The 23,880-nt window shown below is 71.7% G+C and carries 22 protein-coding genes; 21 read left to right on the plus strand and 1 reads right to left on the minus strand.

Going from position 1 to position 23,880, the window contains the following annotated elements:
- Window positions 1–134: 134 nt before the first annotated feature.
- On the minus strand, window positions 135–818 hold the full coding sequence (locus tag ACZ6J5_RS00710) for an HD domain-containing protein (protein WP_469386252.1): 684 nt from the start codon (window positions 816–818) through the stop codon (window positions 135–137).
- A 168-nt stretch (window positions 819–986) separates the two neighbouring features.
- Here ACZ6J5_RS00710 and ACZ6J5_RS00715 point away from each other — a divergent pair, with 168 nt between their 5' ends.
- From ACZ6J5_RS00715 to ACZ6J5_RS00815, 21 genes are all read left to right on the plus strand, one after another.
- Entirely contained in the window at window positions 987–2,423 is a 1,437-nt protein-coding gene (locus ACZ6J5_RS00715) for an MFS transporter (RefSeq protein ID WP_469386254.1), read from the plus strand.
- A 171-nt stretch (window positions 2,424–2,594) separates the two neighbouring features.
- Window positions 2,595–3,749 (plus strand): trans-sulfuration enzyme family protein, encoded by a 1,155-nt coding sequence (locus ACZ6J5_RS00720; protein ID WP_469386256.1) that lies wholly within the window; start codon window positions 2,595–2,597, stop codon window positions 3,747–3,749.
- Between the two features lie 85 nt (window positions 3,750–3,834).
- A complete protein-coding gene (locus ACZ6J5_RS00725) occupies window positions 3,835–4,398 on the plus strand; it encodes a MaoC family dehydratase (RefSeq protein ID WP_469386258.1) in 564 nt (187 codons plus the stop codon).
- A 222-nt stretch (window positions 4,399–4,620) separates the two neighbouring features.
- Window positions 4,621–5,463: a class I SAM-dependent methyltransferase gene (locus tag ACZ6J5_RS00730; RefSeq protein WP_469386260.1), complete on the plus strand. Its 843-nt coding sequence runs from the start codon at window positions 4,621–4,623 to the stop codon at window positions 5,461–5,463.
- The gene (locus ACZ6J5_RS00735; RefSeq protein ID WP_469386262.1) at window positions 5,460–6,503 is read left to right on the plus strand and encodes a methyltransferase domain-containing protein; all 1,044 of its coding nucleotides are present in this window, start codon (window positions 5,460–5,462) and stop codon (window positions 6,501–6,503) included. The genes ACZ6J5_RS00730 and ACZ6J5_RS00735 overlap by 4 nt, the downstream gene beginning before the upstream one ends.
- 115 nt (window positions 6,504–6,618) lie before the next feature.
- The gene (locus ACZ6J5_RS00740; RefSeq protein ID WP_469386264.1) at window positions 6,619–7,512 is read left to right on the plus strand and encodes a diiron oxygenase; all 894 of its coding nucleotides are present in this window, start codon (window positions 6,619–6,621) and stop codon (window positions 7,510–7,512) included.
- 87 nt (window positions 7,513–7,599) lie between these two features.
- Window positions 7,600–8,487 (plus strand): class-II aminoacyl-tRNA synthetase family protein, encoded by an 888-nt coding sequence (locus ACZ6J5_RS00745; RefSeq protein WP_469386266.1) that lies wholly within the window; start codon window positions 7,600–7,602, stop codon window positions 8,485–8,487.
- 1 nt (window position 8,488) lies between these two features.
- Window positions 8,489–8,953 carry a holo-ACP synthase gene (gene acpS, locus ACZ6J5_RS00750; protein ID WP_362484646.1) on the plus strand — a complete coding sequence of 155 codons (465 nt, stop codon included), beginning with the start codon at window positions 8,489–8,491 and terminating at the stop codon, window positions 8,951–8,953.
- A gap of 13 nt (window positions 8,954–8,966) precedes the next feature.
- On the plus strand, window positions 8,967–9,218 hold the full coding sequence (locus ACZ6J5_RS00755) for a phosphopantetheine-binding protein (RefSeq protein ID WP_469386268.1): 252 nt from the start codon (window positions 8,967–8,969) through the stop codon (window positions 9,216–9,218).
- Entirely contained in the window at window positions 9,215–10,423 is a 1,209-nt protein-coding gene (gene metK / locus ACZ6J5_RS00760; RefSeq protein WP_362484648.1) for a methionine adenosyltransferase, read from the plus strand. Before ACZ6J5_RS00755 ends, metK begins: the two co-directional genes overlap by 4 nt.
- An 11-nt stretch (window positions 10,424–10,434) precedes the next feature.
- Window positions 10,435–11,418, plus strand: coding sequence for a carbohydrate kinase family protein (locus ACZ6J5_RS00765; RefSeq protein ID WP_469386270.1), 984 nt, complete (start codon window positions 10,435–10,437; stop codon window positions 11,416–11,418).
- Between the two features lie 10 nt (window positions 11,419–11,428).
- Window positions 11,429–14,896 carry a methionine synthase gene (gene metH / locus ACZ6J5_RS00770; protein ID WP_469386272.1) on the plus strand — a complete coding sequence of 1,156 codons (3,468 nt, stop codon included), beginning with the start codon at window positions 11,429–11,431 and terminating at the stop codon, window positions 14,894–14,896.
- Window positions 14,893–15,783, plus strand: coding sequence for a methylenetetrahydrofolate reductase [NAD(P)H] (metF, locus tag ACZ6J5_RS00775; RefSeq protein WP_469386274.1), 891 nt, complete (start codon window positions 14,893–14,895; stop codon window positions 15,781–15,783). Before metH ends, metF begins: the two co-directional genes overlap by 4 nt.
- Window positions 15,776–17,185 carry an adenosylhomocysteinase gene (gene ahcY / locus ACZ6J5_RS00780; protein WP_469386276.1) on the plus strand — a complete coding sequence of 470 codons (1,410 nt, stop codon included), beginning with the start codon at window positions 15,776–15,778 and terminating at the stop codon, window positions 17,183–17,185. The genes metF and ahcY overlap by 8 nt, the downstream gene beginning before the upstream one ends.
- Window positions 17,185–17,862: a maleylpyruvate isomerase family mycothiol-dependent enzyme gene (locus tag ACZ6J5_RS00785; RefSeq protein ID WP_469386278.1), complete on the plus strand. Its 678-nt coding sequence runs from the start codon at window positions 17,185–17,187 to the stop codon at window positions 17,860–17,862. The genes ahcY and ACZ6J5_RS00785 overlap by 1 nt, the downstream gene beginning before the upstream one ends.
- A 64-nt stretch (window positions 17,863–17,926) precedes the next feature.
- Window positions 17,927–21,682, plus strand: coding sequence for a non-ribosomal peptide synthetase family protein (locus tag ACZ6J5_RS00790; RefSeq protein WP_469386280.1), 3,756 nt, complete (start codon window positions 17,927–17,929; stop codon window positions 21,680–21,682).
- Window positions 21,683–21,772: 90 nt separating this feature from the next.
- On the plus strand, window positions 21,773–22,051 hold the full coding sequence (locus ACZ6J5_RS00795; protein ID WP_469386282.1) for an antibiotic biosynthesis monooxygenase: 279 nt from the start codon (window positions 21,773–21,775) through the stop codon (window positions 22,049–22,051).
- Between the two features lie 43 nt (window positions 22,052–22,094).
- Window positions 22,095–22,376, plus strand: coding sequence for a DUF2087 domain-containing protein (locus ACZ6J5_RS00800; RefSeq protein WP_469386284.1), 282 nt, complete (start codon window positions 22,095–22,097; stop codon window positions 22,374–22,376).
- Entirely contained in the window at window positions 22,373–22,999 is a 627-nt protein-coding gene (locus ACZ6J5_RS00805; RefSeq protein ID WP_469386286.1) for a LysE family transporter, read from the plus strand. Before ACZ6J5_RS00800 ends, ACZ6J5_RS00805 begins: the two co-directional genes overlap by 4 nt.
- 125 nt (window positions 23,000–23,124) lie before the next feature.
- Window positions 23,125–23,541, plus strand: a complete 417-nt coding sequence (locus tag ACZ6J5_RS00810) for a WXG100 family type VII secretion target (RefSeq protein ID WP_469386288.1) — start codon at window positions 23,125–23,127, stop codon at window positions 23,539–23,541.
- Window positions 23,542–23,555: 14 nt separating this feature from the next.
- Entirely contained in the window at window positions 23,556–23,858 is a 303-nt protein-coding gene (locus tag ACZ6J5_RS00815; protein ID WP_469386290.1) for a WXG100 family type VII secretion target, read from the plus strand.
- Window positions 23,859–23,880: the final 22 nt, after the last annotated feature.

Consider the following 23,880-nt stretch of genomic DNA (forward strand, 5'->3'; position numbering starts at 1 on the left):
CGGCCGGGCGCGGGCGCGGAGGGCGCGGCGGACACGTCGGCGGCGGGCTCGGACGGCGAAGAGGGCATGACACGCGCAACCGGCCGTTTGACCCTGTCATTCCTCCCACGGCGAACATCTCGGGATGCGGGACGTCAGTCCCCCTCGGGGCCCTTCAGCTCCGCGATCTCCCGTTCCATGTTCGCCCGCGCCCGTTCCTCCCAGGCGGCCGCTCCGTAGGGGGTGCGGTAGAGGCGGGGGAGGGACAGGAGGTGGGTGAGGACGGTGGTGCGGCCGGTGCGGAAGGCGTCGTCCGGGACGAAGGCGTACTCCTCGCGGACCGCGCGGGTATACCCCGTATAGGTATCCGGCTCGCTCGCCAGGATCGCCAGGTCCGCGTCGCACAGGGTCTCGCCGTTGAGGTCGCCCGGGGCCGGGTCGTGGGTGACGGTGAGGCGGACCAGGCGGGCCACCTCCGCGACCTCGTGGGGGGTCAGGCCCGCTTCGGTGAGGGCTCTTTCGGCCAGGTGGGCCGAGCGTTCCTCGTTCTCCGAGCGGTCCGGGCGGTAGACCGCGTCGTGGAACCAGGCGGCCAGTCGTACGAGCTCCAACTCGCCGCCCTCGCCGCCCTGATCGGCCAGTTCGTCGATGCGGTCGAGGACCGCCCGCAGGTGCGCGACGGTGTGGTACCTGCGCTGCGGCTCGGCCCAGCGGGACAGCAGGTTCCGGCCGTACGGCAGGGGGTCCGGGCCCTCGCGGCCGGCTCGGGCGGCGCGCAGGGTCGAGGTCCAGCGGCGGAGCAGCTCGGGCTCCGGGTCGGTCTCCTGATCCGTGGTCATGGGGGCATTCTGCCCTGCCGGTTGGGGGCTCCCGGGGTGGAGGCGCGCGCTCCCCTTCGCGCTCCAGGCGGCCTTCATCTCTCTCTTACATACCCCCCATGGGTATGCTACGGTGCAGCACGCAGGTACCCCCCAGGGGTATGCAACCGCGAGCGAAGGGTCAGGGCAATGTCAACCGTCAATCCCCGGCGCTGGTGGGCACTTGTCGTGCTCGCCGCCGCACAGTTCATGGTCATCATGGACACCTCGATCATCGGGGTGGCGCTCCCCGAGATGCAGAAGGACCTGGGCTTCTCCCAGGGCGAGCTCCAGTGGGTGTTCAACGCCTACGTGATCGTCTTCGGCGGTCTGCTGCTGCTCGGCGGCCGGCTCTCCGACCTCATCGGCGCCCGCAAGATCTTCGTCACCGGCTGGGTCGTCATGATCGCCGGCTCGGTCCTCGCCGCGGTCGCGCAGACCGCCTGGGTCGAGATCCTCGGCCGCGCCGTCCAGGGCGTCGGCGGCGCGCTCATCGCGCCCTCCGCGATGACGCTGCTCATGATGCTCTTCATGCACGACCCGAGGGAGCTCGGCAAGGCGATGGCGCTCTACGGCGCCGCGGCCCCCGCCGGCGGTACCGCGGGTGTCTTCCTCGGCGGCGTGTTCACCGAGTGGGCCGCCTGGCAGTGGTGCTTCATCATCTACGTGCCGATCGGTCTCGCGACCCTCGCCGCCACCAAGATCCTCCCGAACGTCGAGTCCCGCCGGGGCTCCGTCGACGTCCTCGGCGCCGTCGCCGTCACCGCGGGCCTCGCGCTCGCCGTCTTCGCGGTCGTCCGCGCCCCCGAGGTCGGCTGGGGCTCCACCGGCACGATCCTCCAGCTGGCCGGCGCCGCCGTCCTGCTGATCCTGTTCTTCGTGATCCAGAAGGCCATCCGCGAGCCGCTCATGCCGCTCAGCGTGTGGCGGGTGCCCCGCCTCGGCTCGGCCAACCTGGCCATGACGCTGCTCGGCGCCGCGTGGATCCCGATGTGGTACTTCCTCAACCTCTACCTCCAGCAGGTCCTCGGCTACGGCGCCTTCGCCTCCGGTGCCGCGCTGCTCCCGATGACCGTGCTCCTGATGATCTTCATGACGGCCATCACCGCGAAGCTGATGGCGAAGGTCGGCGCCAAGCCGCTCATCGGCGTCGGTCTGCTGGTCCTCGCCGCCGGTCTGGTCTGGCTGGCCGCCGTCGAGCCCACCGGCACCTTCCTGGTCGACGTCCTGCCCGCCTCGCTGGTCGCCGCGCTCGGCATGTCCCTCGCCTACATCCCGGCGATGATCGCCGCGATGTCCGGCGCCCCGCAGGAGCAGGCCGGTCTCGCCTCCGGCATCGTCAACACCACGTACAACGTCGGTTCCGCGCTCGGCCTCGCCGCCCTCACCGCGGTCGCCATGTCGCAGGGCGCCGACCAGCTCGGCAACCTGCCCAAGCTGACCGAGGGCTTCTCGGCCGCCTTCATCGGCGCCGCGATCATCGCCGCCGTCGGCGGCGTGATCACCCTGCTCGTCATGAAGGGCGACAAGGCGCCGGCCGCCGAGGCCCCCGCCCCCGCGCAGAGCGGGGACAGGGTCTCCGCCTGACCGCCCGATCCAGCCCCCGAGGGGCCGCCCGGCGTCCGCTGCCACTGCTGCGGCGGATGCCGGGCGGCCCCTTTTCCGTACCCGGAGAGAAAGCAGTCGGAAATGGATCTGAACACCCGCGCCGTACACGTCGTCAATGAGCCATTCGATCACGGGAGTTGGCCGCTCTCCGTGCCGCTCGTGCAATCCTCCGCCTTCGCCTTCTCCTCCGCCGAGGAGCTCGCCGGGGCGATGGCCGGGCCCGACGGGCGGTACGTCTACAGCCGTCGGGGCAATCCGACCGTACGCGCCCTGGAGCAGACCCTCGCCGGGCTCGAAGGCGGCGCCGGCGCCATCGCCTTCGCCTCCGGGATGGGCGCGATCAGCGGCGTGCTGCTCGCCCTGCTCAAACCGGGCGACCGGGTCGTCGCGCAGCGCTGCCTGTACGGCGGGACCTTCGCCGTCCTGTCCGACCTGTCCCGGCGGTACGGGATCGAGGTCGTGTACGTCTCCGGGGACGAGGTCGCCGAGCTGGAGGAGGCGGCCGTGCACCCGGCCACCCGGCTCCTGGTCCTGGAGACCATCGCCAACCCGACCGGCCAGGTCGCCGACCTGCCGGGGCTGCTCGCGGCGGCCCGCCGGCTCGGCGTGACCAGCGTCGTCGACAACTCGCTCGCCTCGCCCGCGCTCTGCCGCCCCCTCGAACTGGGCGCGGACATCGTGGTGCACTCCACCACCAAATACCTCTCCGGCCACTCCGACGTGCTGGGCGGCGCGGCCGTCTTCGCGGACGACGAGCTGCGCCGCAGGGTCTGGCCGCGCACGGTCGAACTCGGCGCCTGCGCCGACCCGTTCGCCGCCTGGCTGACCTTGCGCGGGATACCCACGCTGCCGCTGCGGATGCGCGAGCACTGCGCCAACGCCGCCGTCCTCGCCGAGCGGCTGGCGGCCCGCCCGGACGTGACCGCCGTGCACTACCCCTGGCTGGCCGGCCATCCCTCGTACCCGACCGCCCGCAAGGTGCTGTCCGGCGGCGGCGGGCTGCTCTCCTTCGAGCTGGCCGGCGGCCGGGAGGCGGGCCGGGCCTTCATCGAGGGCGTACGGATCGCCAGGCTCGCGCTCTCGCTCGGCGGGGTGGAGAGCCTGGTCACCCATCCGGCCTCCACCTCCCACCGGGAACTGGACGAACGGGCCCTCGCGGCGGCCGGGATCGCGCCCGGTCTGGTGCGCATGTCGGTCGGCATCGAGGGGGTCGAGGACCTGTGGGGCGACATCGAGCGCGCGCTGGCCGGCGGGGGCGGTGAAGAGACCGGCGGATGGAGCCATTTGAGCCTTCTTTTGGGTTGACAAAATAAATGGTGAATTCGTAGATTGGGTAGTGCCAAGGAACAAAGGAACGAACGACCAACTCCTAGGTCAAGGGGGGCGCGTGATGCGCTACTTCGAGGACTTCCGGCCCGGCGACATCCACGAGCTGGGCACCGTCACCGTCACGGCGGAGGAGGTGCTGGAGTTCGGCAGGCGCTTCGACCCGCAGCCCTTCCACACGGACCCCGGGCTGGCCGCGGAATCGCAGTTCGGCGGCCTGATCGCCAGCGGCTTCCACACCCAGTCGATGTTCATGCGGCGCTACGTCGACGGCCTGCTCGCCTACAGCTTCTGTATGGGCTCGCCCGGCATCGACGAGGTGCGCTACCTGCGCCCCGTCCGCCCGGGCGACGTCCTCACGGCGCGGGTGGAGGTCCTCGCCGTCACCCCGTCGCCCTTCAACCCCACCAGCGGCACCGTCAAGCCGCGCTGCACGCTGGTGGCCGCCGACGGGACGGCCGTGTTCAGCATGATCCTGCACAGCATCTTCCGGCGCCGCCCCGCCGGGACCGAGGTCGGACATCTGTCGTCGATGCCCGCGGCCCAGGACCCGGTGGGCTGCTGCGCCCGTCCGCGCACGCACGCGCGCGCCGAGGAGACCGCTCCCGCAGTGGCCATGAGCGCCTGACGACCCCCGCGTCCGGCGCCGCGCCCCGACCCGAACGGGAGCGCGACGAACACGGCCGTCCGCACGGCCGGCCCTTCCGCACCACCACCACCGCCGTCCGCACGGCCGGCCCTTCCGCACCACCACCGCCGCCGCCCGCGCGGACAGTCCGTCCGCACGGCCGGCCCACCCCGCACCACCGCACCCACCACCGCCCGCAACCCGAGTGAAGGGGGACCTCCTGTGGAGGCCGTATCCCGCACCGCCCAGTGGACCGCCGCGGCGCGCGCCCTGGAGACCGAGCGCGAGGACCGGCTGTTCGCCGATCCGTACGCGCGCACCGTCGCCGACCAGATCGGCTTCGAACTGCTCAAGCGCTACGACGGGGGCGGCATCGTGCCGTTCCTCGCCATCCGCACCACCTACCTGGACCGCGCCATCGTCGCGGCGGTGCAGGAGCGCGGCATCCGCCAGGTGGTCTTCCTCGCCGCCGGCATGGACACCCGGTTCTTCCGGCTGCCCTGGCCCGACGGCGTCACCGTCTACGAGCTCGACCGGCCGGCCCTCCTGGAGGCCAAGGCCGAGATGCTGAAGGACGAGCCGCTGCCGGCCGGCCGCACCCGCGTGCCGATCCCGGTCGACCTCACCCAGGACTGGACCGGCCCCCTCAAGGAGGCGGGATGGAAGAGCGACGAGCCCGTCCTGTGGGTGGTCGAGGGTCTGCTGTTCTTCCTGCCGGAGGAGGCCGTCCGGACCCTCATCTCGACGCTGTCCGCGCACGCGGCGCCCGGCTCCGTGCTGCTCGGCGACGTCATCTCCAGGGCCGCCCTGGAGAACCCCCTCGCCCGCACCTTCATGAACGCCCTGAAGGAGGACGGCAACCCCTGGCTCTTCGGCACCGAGGAGCCCGAGGCGCTGCTCGACGCCTGCGGCTGGTCCGTGCGCGAGGTCAAGCAGCCGGGTGAGCCCGGCGCCGACTTCGACCGCTGGCCCTACCCGGTCCCGGCCCGCGCCGTGCCCCGGGTGCCCCGCTCCTTCCTCTTCACCTGCGACCTGCCCGGATTCGAGAAGGAGGCCGCCGCATGAGCGCCCACGACTTCCACCAGAGAGTGATCACCGACGCCGGCGCGGCCGTCCGCGGCCTCACCGTCGCGATCGGCGAGCGGCTCGGCCTGTACCGGGCGCTCGCCGAGCACGGCCCGCTGACCTCGGGCGAGCTGGCCGGCAAGACCGGCACCGACGAGCGGTACATCGAGGAGTGGCTGCACGCCCAGCTCTCCGCCGGGTACGTCGAGCGGCACCCGAGCTCGCTCACGTACACCCTGCCCGCCGACCACGTCGAGGTGCTCGCCGACCCCACCGCGGTCACCTTCGCCGCCGGGTTCTTCACCGCCCTCAAGGCGCTGTACGCCACCGAGGACCTGCTGGTCGAGGCGTACAGGTCCGGCGACGGCGTCGGCTGGGCCGAGCACGACGCGGCCCTCGACACCGGCATGGGCTCCTTCTTCCAGCCGACCTACGAGCACAAGCTGGTCCCGGACTGGCTGCCCGCCCTGCACGAGGTCACCGGCAAGCTCGACAACGGCGGCACCGTCGTCGACGTCGGCTGCGGCGTCGGCCACACCACCCTCCTCATCGCCAAGGCCTTCCCCCACGCCACCGTGCACGGCTTCGACTACTCGGAGGAGGCCATCAGTATCGCGCGGCAGCTCGCCGAGGAGGCCGGCCTGTCCGACCGGGTCGTCTTCGAGGTCGCCTCCGCCGACGACTACCCGGGCACCGGCTACGACCTGGTCTGCTTCTTCAACGCCCTGCACGACATGGGCGACCCGGTCGCCGCCGCCGCGCACGTCCTGAAGTCGCTGGACGCGGACGGCACCTGGATGCTCGTCGAGTCGAACGTCTCGCCCGCCGACATCGACACCCAGACCCCGGCGGCCCGCATGTTCATGGCGCTGTCCGCCGTGATGTGCCTGCCCGTCGCCGTCGCCCAGCGCGGCCCGCACGCGCTCGGCAACCACTCGGGCGAGAAGGCCTTCCGCGCCATCGCCGAGGAGGCCGGCTTCACCCGCTGGCGCCGCGCCACCGAGACCCCGGTCAACGCGGTCTACGAGGTCCGTCCCTGAGGGACCCCGCCGCGCCCGGCCCCGGGGTCCCGCCCCGACAGTCCGGCCCTGTGGCTCCCCGGGTCCCGTCCGGCCCCCCGAGCCCATCGCCCCACGAGTCCCGAGGAGTCACACCATGGGCGTCACCGCCCCGCTGCCCGTCACCGACCGGTTCATGGAGGTCCTCGCCCGCCTGAGCGAGCGTTCCGTCGAGGACTACTACAACCCCTACCAGACCTTCCAGTGGCCCGAGACGCTGGAGGAGAACCGGTACTGGATGACGCCGGAGCTGCTCACCGTCTACGGCACCGAGCACTTCGACACCCTCGGTGAGGAAACGCTTCAGCGCCTCTCGAAGTGGGAGTCCATCAACTTCTACAGCCTCAATGTCCACGGCATCCGCGAGCTCCTCATCGAGGTCGTCGGCCGGATCCACATGCCGGGCTTCGAGGTCCCCTCGGACTTCTTCCACCACTTCATCGGCGAGGAGAACGAACACATGTGGTTCTTCTCCGAGTTCTGCCGCCGCTACGGCAGCAAGATCTACGGTTCCACCGGGATGCGCGCCGACGCCGCCTGGGAGCCCGAGGTCGAGAACTTCCTGGTCTTCACCCGCATCCTGTTCTTCGAGGAGCTGGTCGACCACTACAACTCCCGGATGGCCAAGGACGCCTCCCTGTGCCACACCATCCGTGAGGTCAACCGCATCCACCACCAGGACGAGTCCCGGCACATCGCCTTCGGCCGCGAGCTGGTCTCGCTGCTCTTCCAGCGCATGTGCCAGGCCGTGAGCGCCGAGCGCGTCCGGGAGGTGGAGGCCTACCTCAAGCGGTACGTCGTCTACAGCATCAACTCGCTCTACAACCCCCACGTGTACCGGGACGCCGGCATCCCCGACCCGCTCGCGCTGCGCAACTCCCTCGTCGCCGACGAGAGCCGCCGCGCCCACGAGCGCAAGTCGGTCCGCAAGCCGCTGTCCTTCTTCCTGAAGACCGGGATCTTCACCGACGACACGCTGCCCGTCGTCTGAACCCGCCCAGGAGACCTCCCCGGACGCCGGCGCTCCCCGGAGCCCCGGCCCCTCCCGGAGATCTCCCACCCGAGAGGTGACGAGACCATGACCTTGACGAGCCCCGAGACCGTCGGGGAGACCAGGGGCCTGCCCACCATGGGCCCCGAGGGGACCCGCCTGCTGCGGCTCCTCGACGACACCTTCGAAGGCTGGGGGGTGGCCGCGGGCGCGAGCCCGATGACCATGCCCCCGCTGCTGCCGGCCGCCGACCTGGCCCGGCTCGACTACTACGACAACTTCCCCCACCAGGCCGTCGTCGCCACCTCGCTCGACCTGGAGCGACGCGCGACGGAACCGTTCTCCGCCGACACCGGCCGCTTTCCGACCGCCGCGCTCGAACCGGCCGCGCTCGGACTGCCCTCGGCGTCCTGCTACGCCGTCTACCTGACGCACCAGGGCCACCGGGTCGCCGACGACACCCTCGTCACGATCTGCTCCTGGTGCTTCCGCAAGGAGACGCACTACGAGGGGATGCGGCGCCAGCTCGGCTTCCGCATGAGGGAGATCGTGGCGATCGGCGCGCAGGAGCACGCCGAGCACCACCTCGCCGACTTCACCGCCCGGATCCAGGCCTTCGCCGCGGCGCTCGACCTGCCGCTGCGCAAGGAGGCCGCCTGCGACCCCTTCTTCGACAAGGGCAGCTCCAAGGCGGTGCTCCAGCGGCTCACGCCGGTGAAGTACGAGTTCCTGTACGAGGACCTGGCGATCGCCTCGGTCAACACGCACCGGAACTTCTTCGGCGACCGCTGCGACATCACCCTGGAGTCGACCGGCGGGCCCGCCTTCACCAGCTGCGTGGCCTTCGGGCTTGAGCGCTGGCTGTCGGCGCTGACCCGGCGGCACGGCGACTGGGAGGCCGCCACGCAGGCGGTGCTCGACGCGAACGCCCGCCTGAGGGCCGATGCGAGTCTCGCGGCCGGGCCGGTGATCTGACGTGCCGGCCCGTCCCGTGGCCCCGCCGGCGGGCGGCCTGGGCTGGGCGAACCTCGGCATGGACATCGTGTCCGTCAACCGTGTCCGCAGGCTTCTCGCGCAGTACGGCGAGAAGTTCTTCGAGCGGATGCTCACCCCCGGTGAACTCGACGACTGCCGCACCTCCGGCGGGCTCGACGTGCTGAGCCTGTGCGGGCGGATCGCGGCCAAGGAAGCGGCGTTCAAGACCTTACGGGTCCGCGGCAGGTTCCTGCCCTGGCCGGACATCGTCGTACGCCGCTCCGAGGGCGGCTGGCCGCTCGTGGAGCTGCACGGGCCCGCGGCCGACATGGCCGCCGAGTCCGGCATCTCCGAGATCACGGTGTCCATCAGCCACGACGTGGACTACGCGGTCGCGGTCGCCGCGCCGATCATCGCCCCCACCCCCTCCGCCCCCACCCCCCTTCAAAGCAGCAGCAGTAGCTAAAAGGAGAGCAACCATGGCCGACGGCCTGCAGACGGTGAAGAGCTGGATCCTGGAGCGTCACCCGGAGCGCGACGACATCGCGCCCGACCTCGACCTGATCGAGAACCGGCTCATCGACTCGCTGTCCTTCGTCGAGTTCGTCTTCCTGCTGGAGCAGGAGAGCGGCACCGCCATCCAGATGGAGACCCTGGAGGTCGACTCCATCCGCACCCTCGGTGCCATCGAGCAGCACTTCTTCAAGACCCCGGCGGAGGCCCAGGCATGAGCCGCCGCCTGTTCACCTCGGAGTCCGTGACCGAGGGCCACCCCGACAAGATCGCCGACCGGATCAGCGACACCATCCTGGACGCCCTGCTCGCCCAGGACCCGTCCTCCCGCGTCGCGGTCGAGACCCTGATCACCACCGGCCAGGTCCACATCGCCGGCGAGGTCACCACCGGGGCGTACGCGCCGATCGCGCAGCTCGTCCGGGACGCCGTCCTCGACATCGGCTACGACTCCTCCGCGAAGGGCTTCGACGGCGCCTCCTGTGGCGTGTCGGTGTCCATCGGCGCCCAGTCGCCGGACATCGCGCAGGGCGTCGACACGGCCCACGAGGCCCGTGTCGAGGGCGACGAGGACGAGCTGGCGGCCCAGGGCGCCGGCGACCAGGGCCTGATGTTCGGCTACGCCTGCGACGACACCGCCGAGCTGATGCCGCTGCCGATCGCGCTGGCCCACCGCCTGTCGCGCCGGCTGACCGAGGTCCGCAAGAACGGCACCGTGCCCTACCTGCGGCCCGACGGCAAGACCCAGGTCACCATCGAGTACGACGGCGACAAGCCGGTCCGCCTCGACACGGTCGTCGTCTCCTCGCAGCACGCCGCCGACATCTCCGTCGAGGGCCTGCTCACCCCGGACGTGCGCGAGTACGTCGTGGAGCACGTCCTCAAGGAGCTCGTCGAGGAGGGTGTCACGCTGGAGTCCGACGGCTACCGGCTGCTGGTCAACCCGACCGGGCGCTTCGAGGTCGGCGGCCCGATGGGCGACGCCGGACTCACCGGCCGGAAGATCATCATCGACACGTACGGCGGCATGGCCCGGCACGGCGGCGGCGCCTTCTCCGGCAAGGACCCGTCGAAGGTGGACCGCTCGGCCGCCTACGCGATGCGCTGGGTGGCGAAGAACATCGTGGCCGCCGGGCTCGCCCGCCGCGCCGAGGTGCAGGTCGCGTACGCGATCGGCAAGGCCGAGCCGGTCGGTCTCTTCGTCGAGACCTTCGGCACCGGGACCCTGCCGGACGAGCGCATCCAGGAAGCCGTCTCCGAGGTCTTCGACCTGCGGCCGGCCGCGATCATCCGCGACCTGGACCTGAAGCGGCCCATCTACGCGGCCACCGCCGCGTACGGGCACTTCGGCCGGGAGCTGCCGGAGTTCACCTGGGAGCGCACCGACCGGGTCGACGCGCTCAAGAAGGCCGCGGGGATCTGAGGGGAGCTGGAATGCGTATCGCTGTCACCGGATCCATCGCGACCGACCATCTGATGACCTTCCCCGGCTGGTTCAGCGAGCAGCTGCTCGCCGACCGGCTCGACCGGGTCTCCCTGTCGTTCCTCGCCGACAACCTGGAGGTCAGGCGCGGCGGAGTGGCAGCGAACATCGCCTTCGGACTCGGCGTGCTCGGCCTGCGTCCCGTACTCGTGGGCGCGGTCGGGGCCGACTTCGAGCCGTACCGGATCTGGCTCAAGGACCATGGTGTGGACACCGACTCGGTGCGCGTCAGCGAGTCGCTCCACACCGCCAGGTTCGTCTGTACCACCGACCGGGCGCAGAACCAGATCGCCACCTTCTACGCCGGCGCGATGGCCGAGGCCCGCGAGATCGACCTGCGGGACGTCCTCGCCCGGACCGGGCGCCTGGAGCTGGTCCTGGTCTCCCCGGACGACCCCGAGGCCATGCTCCGGCACGCCCGCGCCTGCCGTGAGCTGGGGGTCCCCTTCGCCGCCGACCCCTCGCAGCAGCTCGCGCGGCTCGACGGCGGCCAGGTGCGGGAGCTGGTGGACGGGGCGCGCTTCCTGTTCACCAACGAGTACGAGAGCGCCCTGCTGCACGAGAAGACCGGCTGGTCCGAGGCGGACGTGCTGCGCCGCGTCGGCACCTGGGTCACCACCCACGGCGAGGCCGGGGTGCGGATCCGGGGCGAGGGCCGGGAGTCGCTGGCCGTGCCGGCGGTGCCGGTGGCCGGTGTGGTGGACCCGACGGGTGTCGGCGACGCCTTCCGGGCCGGCTTCCTCGCCGGGACGCTGTGGGGCGTGCCCGAGCGGTGCGCGGCCCAGCTGGGCTGCGCGGTCGCCGCGACCGTCCTCGACTACGTGGGGACGCAGGAGTACCGGCTGCACCGGGATCCGCTGCTGGACCGGATCAGGACGACGTACGGAGTGGGCTGCACGGCTTCGCTCCTCACCCACCTGAGGGGGCTGTCATGAGGGGGCTGACGTGAGCGGCGGAAGGCGTTCCCTGCGGGAGGAGTTCGCCACCCGGGTCGTGGTGGCCGACGGGGCGATGGGCACCATGCTCCAGGCCGCCGACCCCTCGATGGACGACTTCCAGCAGCTGGAGGGCTGCAACGAGATCCTGAACGTCACCCGGCCCGACATCGTGGCCTCCGTGCACGACGCCTACTTCTCGGTCGGCGTGGACTGCGTGGAGACCAACACCTTCGGCGCCAACCTGGCCGCGCTGGCCGAGTACGGCATCGAGGACCGGGTGTACGAGCTGTCCGAGGCGGGCGCCCGGATCGCCCGCAACACGGCCGACGCGCACACCGCGGCCGACGGGCGGCCCCGCTGGGTGCTCGGCTCCATGGGCCCCGGCACCAAGCTGCCGACCCTCGGGCACATCACCTACGAGCCGCTGCGGGACGCCTTCCGGCAGAACGCCGAGGGCCTGATCCGGGGCGGCGCGGACGCCCTGCTGATCGAGACCTCGCAGGACCTGCTCCAGACGAAGGCGGCCGTCATCGGCGCCCGTCAGGCCCTGGACTGGTGCGGGCTCGACCTGCCGCTGATCGTGCAGGTGACCGTCGAGACGACGGGCACGATGCTGCTGGGCTCCGAGATCGGGGCGGCGCTGACCGCCCTGGAGCCGCTCGGCATCGACATGATCGGCCTCAACTGCGCGACCGGACCCGCCGAGATGGCCGAGCACCTGCGGCACCTGTCCCGGCACGCCCGGATCCCGATCTCCGTCATGCCCAACGCGGGCCTGCCGGTGCTCACCTCGGACGGCGCCCACTACCCCCTGACGCCGTCCGAACTCGCCGACGCCCAGGAGGCGTTCGTACGGGACTTCGGGCCGGCCCTGGTCGGCGGCTGCTGCGGCACCACCCCCGAGCACCTGCGGGAGATCGTGGAGCGGGTGCGGGGCGCGGCGGTGAAGCAGCGGACCCCGGTCTCCGAGCCGGGCGCCTCCTCCCTCTACAGCCATGTGCCGTTCCGCCAGGACAGCTCGTACCTGGCGATCGGCGAGCGGACGAACGCCAACGGCTCGAAGAAGTTCCGCGAGGCGATGCTGGAGGGCCGCTGGGACGACTGCGTCGAGATGGCGCGGGACCAGATCCGCGAGGGCGCGCACCTGCTGGACCTGTGCGTGGACTACGTGGGCCGCGACGGCGTCGCCGACATGGCGGAGCTGGCCGGCCGCTTCGCGACCGCGTCCACGTTGCCGATCGTGCTGGACTCGACCGAGGTCGCGGTGCTGCGGGCGGGCCTGGAGAAGCTGGGCGGGCGCGCGGTCGTCAACTCGGTCAACTACGAGGACGGCGACGGCCCCGAGTCGCGGTTCGCGCAGGTCACGACCCTGGCGCGGGAGCACGGGGCGGCGCTGATGGCGCTGACCATCGACGAGCAGGGGCAGGCGCGGACGGCCGAGCACAAGGTCGCCATCGCCGAGCGGCTGATCGGCGACCTCACGGAGAACTGGGGGATCAGGGAGTCGGACATCCTGATCGACACCCTCACGTTCACCATCTGCACCGGCCAGGAGGAGTCCCGCAAGGACGGGATCGCCACCATCGAGGCGATCCGCGAGCTGAAGCGGCTGCACCCGGACGTCCAGACGACCCTGGGCCTGTCCAACATCTCCTTCGGCCTGAACCCGGCCGCGCGGCTGGTGCTGAACTCGGTGTTCCTGGACGAGTGCGTGAAGGCGGGCCTGGACTCGGCGATCGTCCACGCGTCGAAGATCCTGCCGATCGCGCGCCTGGAGCCGGAGCAGGTGGAGGTGGCCCTCGACCTGATCTACGACCGGCGGCGGGAGGGCTACGACCCGCTCCAGCGGCTCCTGGAGCTCTTCGAGGGCGCGACGGCGAAGTCGCTCAAGGCCGGCAAGGCGGAGGAGCTGCTGGCGCTGCCGCTGGAGGAGCGCCTGAAGCGCCGGATCATCGACGGCGAGAAGAACGGCCTGCAGGCCGACCTGGACGCGGCGCTCGCGGAGCGCCCGGCGCTGGAGATCGTCAACGACGTGCTGCTCGACGGCATGAAGACGGTCGGCGAGCTCTTCGGCTCCGGCCAGATGCAGCTCCCGTTCGTGCTCCAGTCCGCCGAGGTCATGAAGATCGCGGTGGCCTATCTGGAGCCGCACATGGAGAAGTCGGACGCCGAGGGCAAGGGCACCATCGTCCTCGCGACCGTCCGGGGCGACGTCCACGACATCGGCAAGAACCTCGTCGACATCATCCTGTCCAACAACGGCTACAACGTCGTCAACATCGGCATCAAGCAGCCGGTCTCCGCGATCCTGGAGGCCGCCGAGGAGAGTCGGGCCGACGTGATCGGCATGTCGGGCCTCCTGGTCAAGTCCACGGTGATCATGAAGGAGAACCTGGAGGAGCTGAACGGCCGGGGGCTCGCCGAGCGCTTCCCCGTGATCCTCGGCGGCGCCGCCCTCACCCGGGCGTACGTAGAGCAGGACCTGCACGAGCTGTACCGGGGCGAGGTCCGCTACGCCCGCGACGCCTTCGAGGGGCTGCGCCTGATGGACGCGCTCATGGCGGTCAAGCGGGGCGTGCCGGGCGCGACCCTGCCGGAGCTGAAGCAGCGCCGGGTGCCGAAGCGGGAGACCCCCGTGCTCCAGGTGCGGGAGCCGGAGCCGGCCGGCCGGTCCGACGTGGCCGCCGACAACCCCGTACCGGAGCCGCCGTTCCTCGGGACGCGGGTGGTCAAGGGCATCCAGCTCGCCGAGTACGCCTCCTGGCTGGACGAGAGCGCCCTGTTCAAGGGCCAGTGGGGGCTGAAGGACGCCGCCACGATCGAGTCGGAGGGCCGGCCGAGGCTGCGCGGCTGGCTGGACCGGCTCCAGACGGACCACCTCCTCGAAGCGGCCGTCGTGTACGGCTACTTCCCCTGTGTGTCCAAGGGCGACGACGTGATCGTCCTGGACGAGGACGGAGGCGAGCGGACCCGCTTCTCCTTCCCCCGCCAGCAGCGGGGCCGCCGCCTCTGCCTGGCCGACTTCTTCCGCGCGGAGGATTCCGGCGAGGTGGACGTGCTCGCCCTCCAGGTCGTCACCGTCGGCTCGCGGATCGGGGAGGAGACGGCGAAGCTCTTCGCCGCCGACGCCTACCGCGACTACCTCGAACTCCACGGCTTGTCCGTGCAGTTGGCCGAGGCGCTGGCCGAGTGCTGGCACGGCCGGGTGCGTGCCGAGTGGGGCATCGGGGGCGCCGATCCGGACGGCATCGAGGGGATGCTGCGCACCGAGTACCAGGGCTGCCGCTATTCGCTGGGCTATCCCGCCTGCCCCGACCTGGAGGACCGGGCGAAGATCGCCGAGCTGCTGCGGCCCGAGCGGATCGGGGTGGAGCTCTCGGAGGAGTACCAGCTGCACCCCGAGCAGTCCACGGACGCCTTCGTCGTGCACCACCCGGAGGCCAGCTACTTCAACGCGGGAGGCAGACGCCTGTGAACCCGAATCCCGGGGGCCCGGTCGCCGGCGCCCCGACCTTCTCCTTCGAGTTCTTCCCGCCGAAGACCGACAGGGGCGAGCAGACCCTGTGGGACGCGATCCGGCGGGTGGAGGCCCTCGCGCCGGACTTCGTCTCCGTGACGTACGGCGCGGGCGGCTCGTCCCGCGACCGGACCATCGAGGTGACCAAGCGGATCGTCACCGAGACGACGCTGCGGCCGGTCGCGCACCTGACGGCCGTCGGGCACTCGGTGGCCGAGCTGCGGGCCATCATCGGCGCCTACGCGGACGCCGGGGTGCGGGACGTGCTGGTGCTGCGGGGCGACCCGCCGGGCGATCCGCGCGGCGCCTGGACCCCGCACCCGGACGGCTTCGCGTACGCCTACGAGCTGGTCGAACTCGTCCGCTCGCTCGGCGAGTTCAGGATCGGCGTGGCGGCCTTCCCGGAGGGCCACCCGCGCTCGGCGGGCCCGGACAGCGACCTGGCGCACTTCGTCGCCAAGTGCCGGGCGGGCGCCGACTACGCGATCACCCAGATGTTCTTCGACCCGGAGGACTACCTGCGGCTGCGGGACCGGGTCGCGGCGGCCGGCTGCGACACCCCGATCATCCCGGAGATCATGCCCGCCACCGACGTGCGCCAGATCCGCCGCTTCGCCGAGCTGTCGGACGCGGCCTTCCCCGAGGACCTGGCGCACCGCCTGGAGGCGGCGAAGGACGACCCGGCCGCCGCGTACCGGATCGGCGTCGAGCACGCCACCGCGATGGGCCGGCGGCTGCTCGACGAGGGCGCCCCCGGCCTGCACTACATCACGCTCAACAAGAGCACCGCCGCCCTCGAAATCCACCGTTCGATCCACGCCTCAAGGAGCCTCGCACGTGTCTGAGTCCACCGGTGCTGTGTTTTCCGACTACAAGGTCGCCGACATCGGTCTCGCGGAGTTCGGCCGCAAGGAGATCACCCTGGCCGAGCACGAGATGCCGGGCCTGATGGCGATCCGCCGCGAGTACGCCGAGCGGCAGCCGCTGGCCGGGGCCCGGATCACCGGCTCCCTGCACATGACGGTGCAGACGGCCGTGCTGATCGAGACGCTCGTCGCGCTGGGCGCCGAGGTCCGCTGGGTGTCCTGCAACATCTACTCCACCCAGGACCACGCCGCCGCCGCGATCGCCGCCGCCGGCATCCCGGTCTTCGCCTGGAAGGGCGAGACCCTGGAGGAGTACTGGTGGTGCACCGAGCAGGCGCTGACCTGGCCGGACGCCGACGGCCCCAACATGATCCTGGACGACGGCGGCGACGCCACGCTGCTCGTCCACAAGGGTGTGGAGTACCGCAAGACCGGGGCGCTGCCGGAGGCCGCGAACGAGGAGCTGGCCGTCGTCCGCGCCCTGCTGGAGAACAGCCCGCTCGACTGGGGGACGATCGCCGCCGAGATCCGGGGCGTGACGGAGGAGACCACCACCGGTGTCCACCGCCTCTACGAGATGCACCGCGAGGGCGAGCTGCTCTTCCCGGCGATCAACGTGAACGACGCCGTGACCAAGTCGAAGTTCGACAACAAGTACGGCTGCCGGCACTCCCTGATCGACGGCATCAACCGGGCCACCGACGTCCTCATCGGCGGCAAGACCGCGGTCGTCTTCGGCTACGGCGACGTCGGCAAGGGCTCGGCGGAGTCGCTGCGCGGCCAGGGCGCCCGGGTCATCGTCACCGAGATCGACCCGATCTGCGCCCTCCAGGCGGCGATGGACGGCTACCAGGTCGCCACCCTGGAGGACGTCGTCGAGACCGCCGACATCTTCATCACCACCACGGGCAACAAGGACATCATCATGGCGTCCGACATCGCCCGCATGAAGCACCAGGCGATCGTCGGCAACATCGGCCACTTCGACAACGAGATCGACATGGCCGGCCTGGCCAAGATCGACGGCATCGTCAAGGACGAGGTCAAGCCGCAGGTCCACACCTGGACCTTCCCCGACGGCAAGGTCGTCATCGTGCTCTCCGAGGGCCGGCTGCTCAACCTGGGCAACGCGACGGGCCACCCGTCCTTCGTGATGTCCAACTCCTTCGCGGACCAGACCCTGGCCCAGATCGAGCTCTTCACGAAGACCGCCGAGTACCCCGTCGGCGTCTACACGCTGCCGAAGCACCTGGACGAGAAGGTCGCGCGCCTTCACCTGGACGCCCTGGGCGTCCGGCTCACCACCCTCCGCCCGGAGCAGGCCACGTACATCGGCGTTCCGGTCGAGGGCCCGTACAAGCCCGACCACTACCGCTACTGATGTGTCCCGCCGACGTGGACGACAGACGTGACCCCTGGCTGCCGGACCACCTCCTGAAGACCGAGCGGGACCTGCTGATGCCGCTGCTGCGGCGGACGCCCCCCGAGGCCTTCGAGCTCCGCACGGCCTGTCCCGGCTGGACCGCCCGGCAGGTGCTCGCGCACTGCGGGGCGGCCCTGGTCCGGATCGTCGAAGGGCGCCTGGAGGAAGGGGTGTTCCTCCCCGAGGCCAACGCCTGCGACGTGGCCGAGCGGGAGAAGTGGGCGCTCGACCGCATCCTCGACGAGCTGGAGCGCGGGCTCACCGAGGCCGGTCCGGTGATCGCCGACCGGGAGGACGGCAGGCTCGACGCCGTCGCGCTCGGCGAGTGGGTCCACGCGGGGGACGTCCGGGAGGCCTTCGGGGAGCCCGGCGCCTACTGCGGGGACGCCCTCGAACTGGCCCTGCCGCTGCTCTCCGTCACCAGCCGCAAGCGGGAGACTCCTCGGCTGGTGGGGGTCCTGGCCGACCGGGGCGGCGGGGAGGTGGCCCTCGGCAACGAGATCGAGGGCCGGCCGCCGGCCCGCTTCCACGGCGACGCGGCGACCTTGATCCGCATCTATTCGGGACGCCCGCTGGTACGCACCCGCTACGAGCTGACGGGCGCGACGGAGCAGGAACTGCTCATCTACCGCTGAGAGCGGTGGGCCCCGGTCCGGAAGGACCGGGGCCCATCCCTTTCGACTCACGAAGAGGACCTTCATGCCCAGTACGGTGAACACGGCGGAGGCGCCGGCGACGCTCGACCGGCTGCTGCGCGAGCAGGCGGCGCTGCGCGGTGACGACACCGCCGTCGTCTTCGGCGACGACACCCTGTCCTTCCGCGAACTGCACGAGGGCGCCGCCGTCCTCGCCACGTACCTGCGCACCTTAGGGGTGTCCGCCGACGAGCGGATCGGGGTTCACGTCGAACCTTCGCTCGAACTGGTGATCGGCACCTGGGGCGTGCTGTTCTCCGGCGGCGCCTATGTGCCGCTCTCCCCGGAGTACCCGGAGGAGCGGCTGCGCTACATGATCGAGGACAGCGGGGCCCGGATCGTCTTCACCCAGGAACGCTTCCGCGAGCGCGTCACCGAACTCGCCCCGCCCGGCTCCACCGTCATCACCCTCAAGGACGCCGTCCAGCACGCCTGGCGCACCGCGGGCGACGAACAGCCGCTCGCGGAGCCCGAGGTGGACCCGTCCCAGCTCGCGTACGTGATCTACACCTCGGGCTCCACCGGCAAGCCCAAGGGCGTCATGGTCGAGCACCGCTCCATCACCGCCCAGATGCGCTGGATGGGCGCCGAGCACTCCCTCGGCGCCGATGCCGTCGTCGTCCAGAAGACCCCGATGTCCTTCGACGCCGCCCAGTGGGAGATCCTCGCCTCCGCCGTCGGCGCCCGCGTCGCCATGGGCCCGCCCGGCGTCTACCGCGACCCCGAGGGCCTGATCGACACCATCCGGCGGCACGGCGTCACCATGCTCCAGGGCGTCCCCACCCTCCTCCAGGCCCTCGTCGACACCGAGCGCCTCGGGAGCTGCGCCACCCTGCGCCGGGTCTACTCGGGCGGCGAGGTCCTCTCGCGCAACCTCGCCGTGCAGCTCCTCGCCGAACTCCCCGGCACCGAGCTGATCAACCTGTACGGCCCCACCGAGTGCACCATCAACGCCTCCTCGCACACCGTGGACCGGGCCACCGTCGCCGACGGGCCCTCCGCCGTCCCGATCGGAAGACCCGCGTACGAGACGACCTTCCACATACGCGACGGCGAGCTCTGCATCGGCGGCGTCCAGGTGGCGCGGGGGTACCTGGACCGGCCCGAGCTCACGGCCGAGCGCTTCATCACCGCCGAGGACGGCGAACGGCTCTACCGCACCGGCGACCTGGCCACCTGGAACGAGGACGGCACCGTCCAGTTCGCCGGCCGCGCCGACAACCAGATCAAGCTCCGCGGCTTCCGCGTCGAGCTCGACGAGATCGCCGTCGCCATCGAGAACCACGACTGGGTGAAGTCCGCCGCCGTCATCGTGAAGAACGAGCCCCGCACCGGCTTCCAGAACCTGGTCGCCTGCGTCGAGCTCTCCCCGAAGGAAGCCGCCCTGATGGACCAGGGCAACCACGGCGCCCACCACCAGTCCAAGGAGTCCAAGCTCCAGGTCAAGGCGCAGCTGTCCAACGCGGGCACCCTCGACGACACCGCCCTCGCCGGCCGCCCCGTCGTCGGGCTCGCCGGCCGCACCCCCACCGAGCGGATGCGCCGCACCGTCTTCGCCCGCAAGACCTACCGCTTCTACGAGGGCGGCCCGGTCACCCGCGCCGACGTGCTGGCCGCCCTGGCCCGCCGCCCCGAGGGCATCGGCTCGCGCGCCGTGGGCACCCTCACCGCCGCCGACCTGGGCGAGATCCTGCGCTGGTTCGGCCAGTTCACCAGCGAGGAGCGGCTGCTCCCGAAGTACGGCTACGCCTCGCCGGGCGCGCTCTACGCGACCCAGCTGTACGTCCAGGCGCGCGGCATCGCGGGCCTGGAGCCCGGCACGTACTACTACCACCCGGTGCACCACCGGCTGCACCTGATGGAGCCGGCCGCCGCCGGGGGAGAGCCCCTGGTCCGCTTCGCCTTCCGGGGCAAGTGGTCGGCGATCGAGCCGGTCTACCGCAACAACATCCGCGAGGTCCTGGAGATCGAGACCGGCCACATGGTCGGCCTGTTCGAGGAGATCCTGCCGGGCCTCGGCCTGGACGTCCGCCCGGTCCGCGGCGGCGCCCCCGGCGACCCCGAGGACCTGGGTGTCTTCGCGCTCGTCCCGTACGACGAGGAGGCGCCGGCCGGGCCGGAGGTGGACCTCTACGTCCAGTCCCACCCGGACCGGATCGCGGACCTTCCGGAAGGCCAGTACGTGTACGAGCGGGGCGAGCTGAGCCCCCTGGCCCCCGGCCTGGTCGAGAGGAGGCACGTCATCGCCATCAACCAGGCGGTGTACGACCGGGCGAGCCTGGGCGTCACGGCGATCAGCCGGACCGAGGAGCCCTGGCGCGCCTACATCGACCTGGGCCGCGCCCTCCAGCGCCTCCAGCTCGGCGGCCACGGCCTCGGCTTCATGTCCTCCGGCTACAGCTCGATGACCGGCAACCCGCTGCCCGCCGCCCGCCGCATGGACGAGGTGCTGGCGGCGGCGGGCCGCCCGACCGGCCCCTCGTACTTCTTCGTCGGCGGCCGGGTCAGCGAGGAGCAGGCGCTCAGCGAGGGCATGTACGAGGACACCGTCCACATGAAGGGCCCCGCGGAGATGATCCGCGACGACCTGGTCAACCACCTGCCCGACTACATGATCCCCAACCGCGTCGTCGTCCTCGACCGGCTGCCGCACTCCGCCAACGGCAAGGTGGACACCAAGGCGCTCGGCGAGCTCGCCGTCGTCAACGCGGGCCTGCACGGCCGCCCGCACGTCCTGCCGCGCACCCGCACCGAGACCCGGCTGACCGCGATCTGGGCGGCGGCGCTCAAGTACGAGGAGGTCGAGGCGGTCTCCGTGCAGGACGACTTCTTCGAGTCGGGCGGCAACTCGCTGATCGCGGTCGCGCTCATCACGAAGATCAACCGCGAGTTCCCGGACGCCGCCCTCCCGCTCCAGATCCTCTTCGAGGCCCCCACCATCGAGAAGCTGGCCCACCGGGTGGACGGCGCCGCCGCGACGCCCGCCTCGCGGCTCGTCCGGCTGCACGCGGACGGCGCCCAGTCGCCGGTGTTCTGCTGGCCCGGCCTCGGCGGCTACACGATGAACCTGCGCTTCCTGGCCGAGGCCGTCGGCGTCGACCGCCCCTTCTACGGGGTGCAGGCGCACGGCATCAACCGAGGCGAGACGCCGTACGCGACGATCCGCGAGATGGCCGCCGCCGACGTGGCCGCGATCCGGCGCCGCCAGCCCGCCGGCCCGTACACCCTGTGGGGCTACTCCTTCGGCGCCCGGGTCGCCTTCGAGTCGGCGCACCTGCTGGAGGCGGCGGGGGAACAGGTCGAGCACCTCTTCCTGATCGCCCCCGGTTCGCCGAAGGTACGCGCGGAGTCGGCGGCGGGCGGCGCCTCGTACGACAACCCCGGCTTCACGCAGATCCTGTACTCGGTCTTCGCGGGCACCCTCGCGGACGTCCCGGCGAAGGACGCGGAGGGCTTCGCGGCGCACGTGGCGGAGCGCTTCCCGGCGCTGGACCCGGAGCTGATCGCCCGGATCATCGCGATCGTGGAGCAGACCTTCGACTTCACGTACACCTTCCAGGAGCTCACCGAGCGGAAGGTGTCCTGCCCGGTGACGATCTTCAAGGCGCAGGGCGACGACTACTCCTTCCTCGAAGGCACCACCGGCTGGTCCAGCCGCCCGCCGACGGTGATCGAACTGGACGCCGACCACTACAGCCTGCTGCGGACGCCGGACCTGAGGGAACTGGTGAAGAAGATCCACTACCGCCTGGGCGGGTAGCCCTTTCGGCCCGGCCACGATGCGGGGCGGGGGACCGGCTGCTGTGCTGGTCGGGACCCCGCCCCACCCCCCACGCACGGGAGCAGCGCCATGGCCGTCATCGTCACCGTCGAGGTCCCCGGTCTGACCCAGGAGGTCTACGAGCGCGCCATCACCGCGATCGAGACCGCCTCGTGGTGGCCCATGCCCGGCTTCCTCGCGCACGCGGCCGGGCCCGACGGCACGGGCGGGTGGCGGGTGGTCGACTTCTGGGAGTCGGAGGAGGCGTTCCTGGCCTTCGTCGAGCGGGCGCGGCCGATCTTCGTGGAGCACGGGATGCCGCCGATCATGCCGAGGATCGACCCGGCGGTGAACGTGACGACCCGCTAAAACCCGTTGCCGCGCACGGGCGGCGCGGGCCAGTCTGCACCCCATGATCTCCGACCTGTTCAGCGCGGACGGACGCCTCAAGGCGATCCCGCGCAAGCCCGCCCGCAGAGCGGCCCTCCTCGACCACCTGGCCGCCACGCTCTTCGACGCCTCCGCCGTCTACAGCGAGCGCGAGGTCAACGAGGCCCTGAAGACCGTCCACGAGGACTTCCCGGCGCTGCGCCGCTACCTCGTGATCGGCGGCCAGCTCGCCCGTACGAAGGACGGCTCGGCCTACCGCCGACAGCCCGGCGCCGACGCCGGAGCGACCCCCGCCGTCGCGTGACGGCCGCGGCCCTGGCCGGCCTGCTGGCCGGCTACGGCATCGCGATCCCGGTCGGCGCGGTCGGCGCGTACCTCGTCGCCGTCACCGCCCGCACCGGCTGGCGCACCGGCGCCGCCGCGGCCCTCGGCGTCGCCACCGCCGACGGCGCCTACGCCCTCCTCGCCGTCGCGGGCGGCTCCGCCCTCGTCCCGTACCTGGCCCCGGTGACGACGCCGCTGCGCCTGGTCTCGGCCGCGGTCCTGCTGGTCCTGGCCGCCCGGGCCGCGTGGACGGCGCTGCGCGCCCACCGCGCGGGCACCCTCGCCTCCCGCGACGACGGCGCCCGGCCCCTCACCCCGGCCCGCGCCTACGCCGCCTTCCTGGCCATCACGGTCCTGAACCCGATGACGGTGGTCTACTTCGCCGCCCTGATCCTGGCCACCGGCCCGGACGCCCCGGCGACCCTCCCCGAACGCGCCGCCTTCGTCCTCGCGGCCCTCGCCGCCTCGGCGAGCTGGCAGCTCCTCCTGGCCACCGGCGGCACCCTGCTGGGCCGCGCCCTGACCGGCCCGAGGGGCCGGCTGGCCACGACCCTCGCGTCGAGCGCGCTGATCGCGGTGCTGGCGGTGCGGCTGGCGGCGTGAGCGGCGAGAACCCGCCATCACGATCGTGTCTCCTGACCTCATCGCAACTTCCTTTGTTCCAGGCCCCCTTGTAGGTTCGGCGCGCGGCTGATGGTCGCGCGACCGACGGGGGAGGCGGGGCGCCAATGGCGGTGAACGATCCCGATCTGCGGGTGCCCGAGGACGACGGGCTGACCAAGCTGGCCGACGACCTCGGCGTCATGCAGCGGCACCTCGACTCGCAGGTCCGGCTCATGGACGGGATCGTCGACCGCATCCAGGCCCGCTGGCAGGGCGCCACCGGCGCCGCCTACCGGACCCTGCACGACGAGGCCGCGCAGGACGCCGTACGCGTCCGGGAGCACCTGCGGCTCCTGGAGGAGGCGGTCCGGCTCAGCCGCGACGGGTTCACCGAGCGGGAGCTGGACGTGCTGTCCCGGCTGCGGAAGGCCCAGAGCCAGGTCGACGTGGCACGGGAGGCGAACGCCCTCCAGGCCCCGCCGCCGGGCGCGCCGGGCCCCGAGTCCGTGCCCGTCCCCCGCAGCCGCATCGAAGACGTGTAGGGGGAGGAGCGGGCATGGCGGGAGACGAGCGGATAGCCGTGGACATCGCCGCGTTACAGGCGATGTCCGGGGAACTGGAGGAGATCCTCCGGAAGCTGAACGAACAACTGGCCCAGCTGTACGCGCGCGTCGAGCGGGTGGTCCTCGGCTGGCAGGGCGAGGCCCGCGAAGAGTTCGTGATCACCCTGGACCGGTGGGCCAGGGACATGGAGGACCTGAAGGCCACCCAGTCCTGGCTGCACGACTCGGTGACCACCTCCCACGCCAACTACACGGCCGCCCACCAGGCGGTCCTGCGCGGCTGGGGGGCGGCCTGATGGCCACGCCGGCGCCGCCGTC

The organism is Streptomyces sp. NPDC042100, from assembly GCF_055582325.1.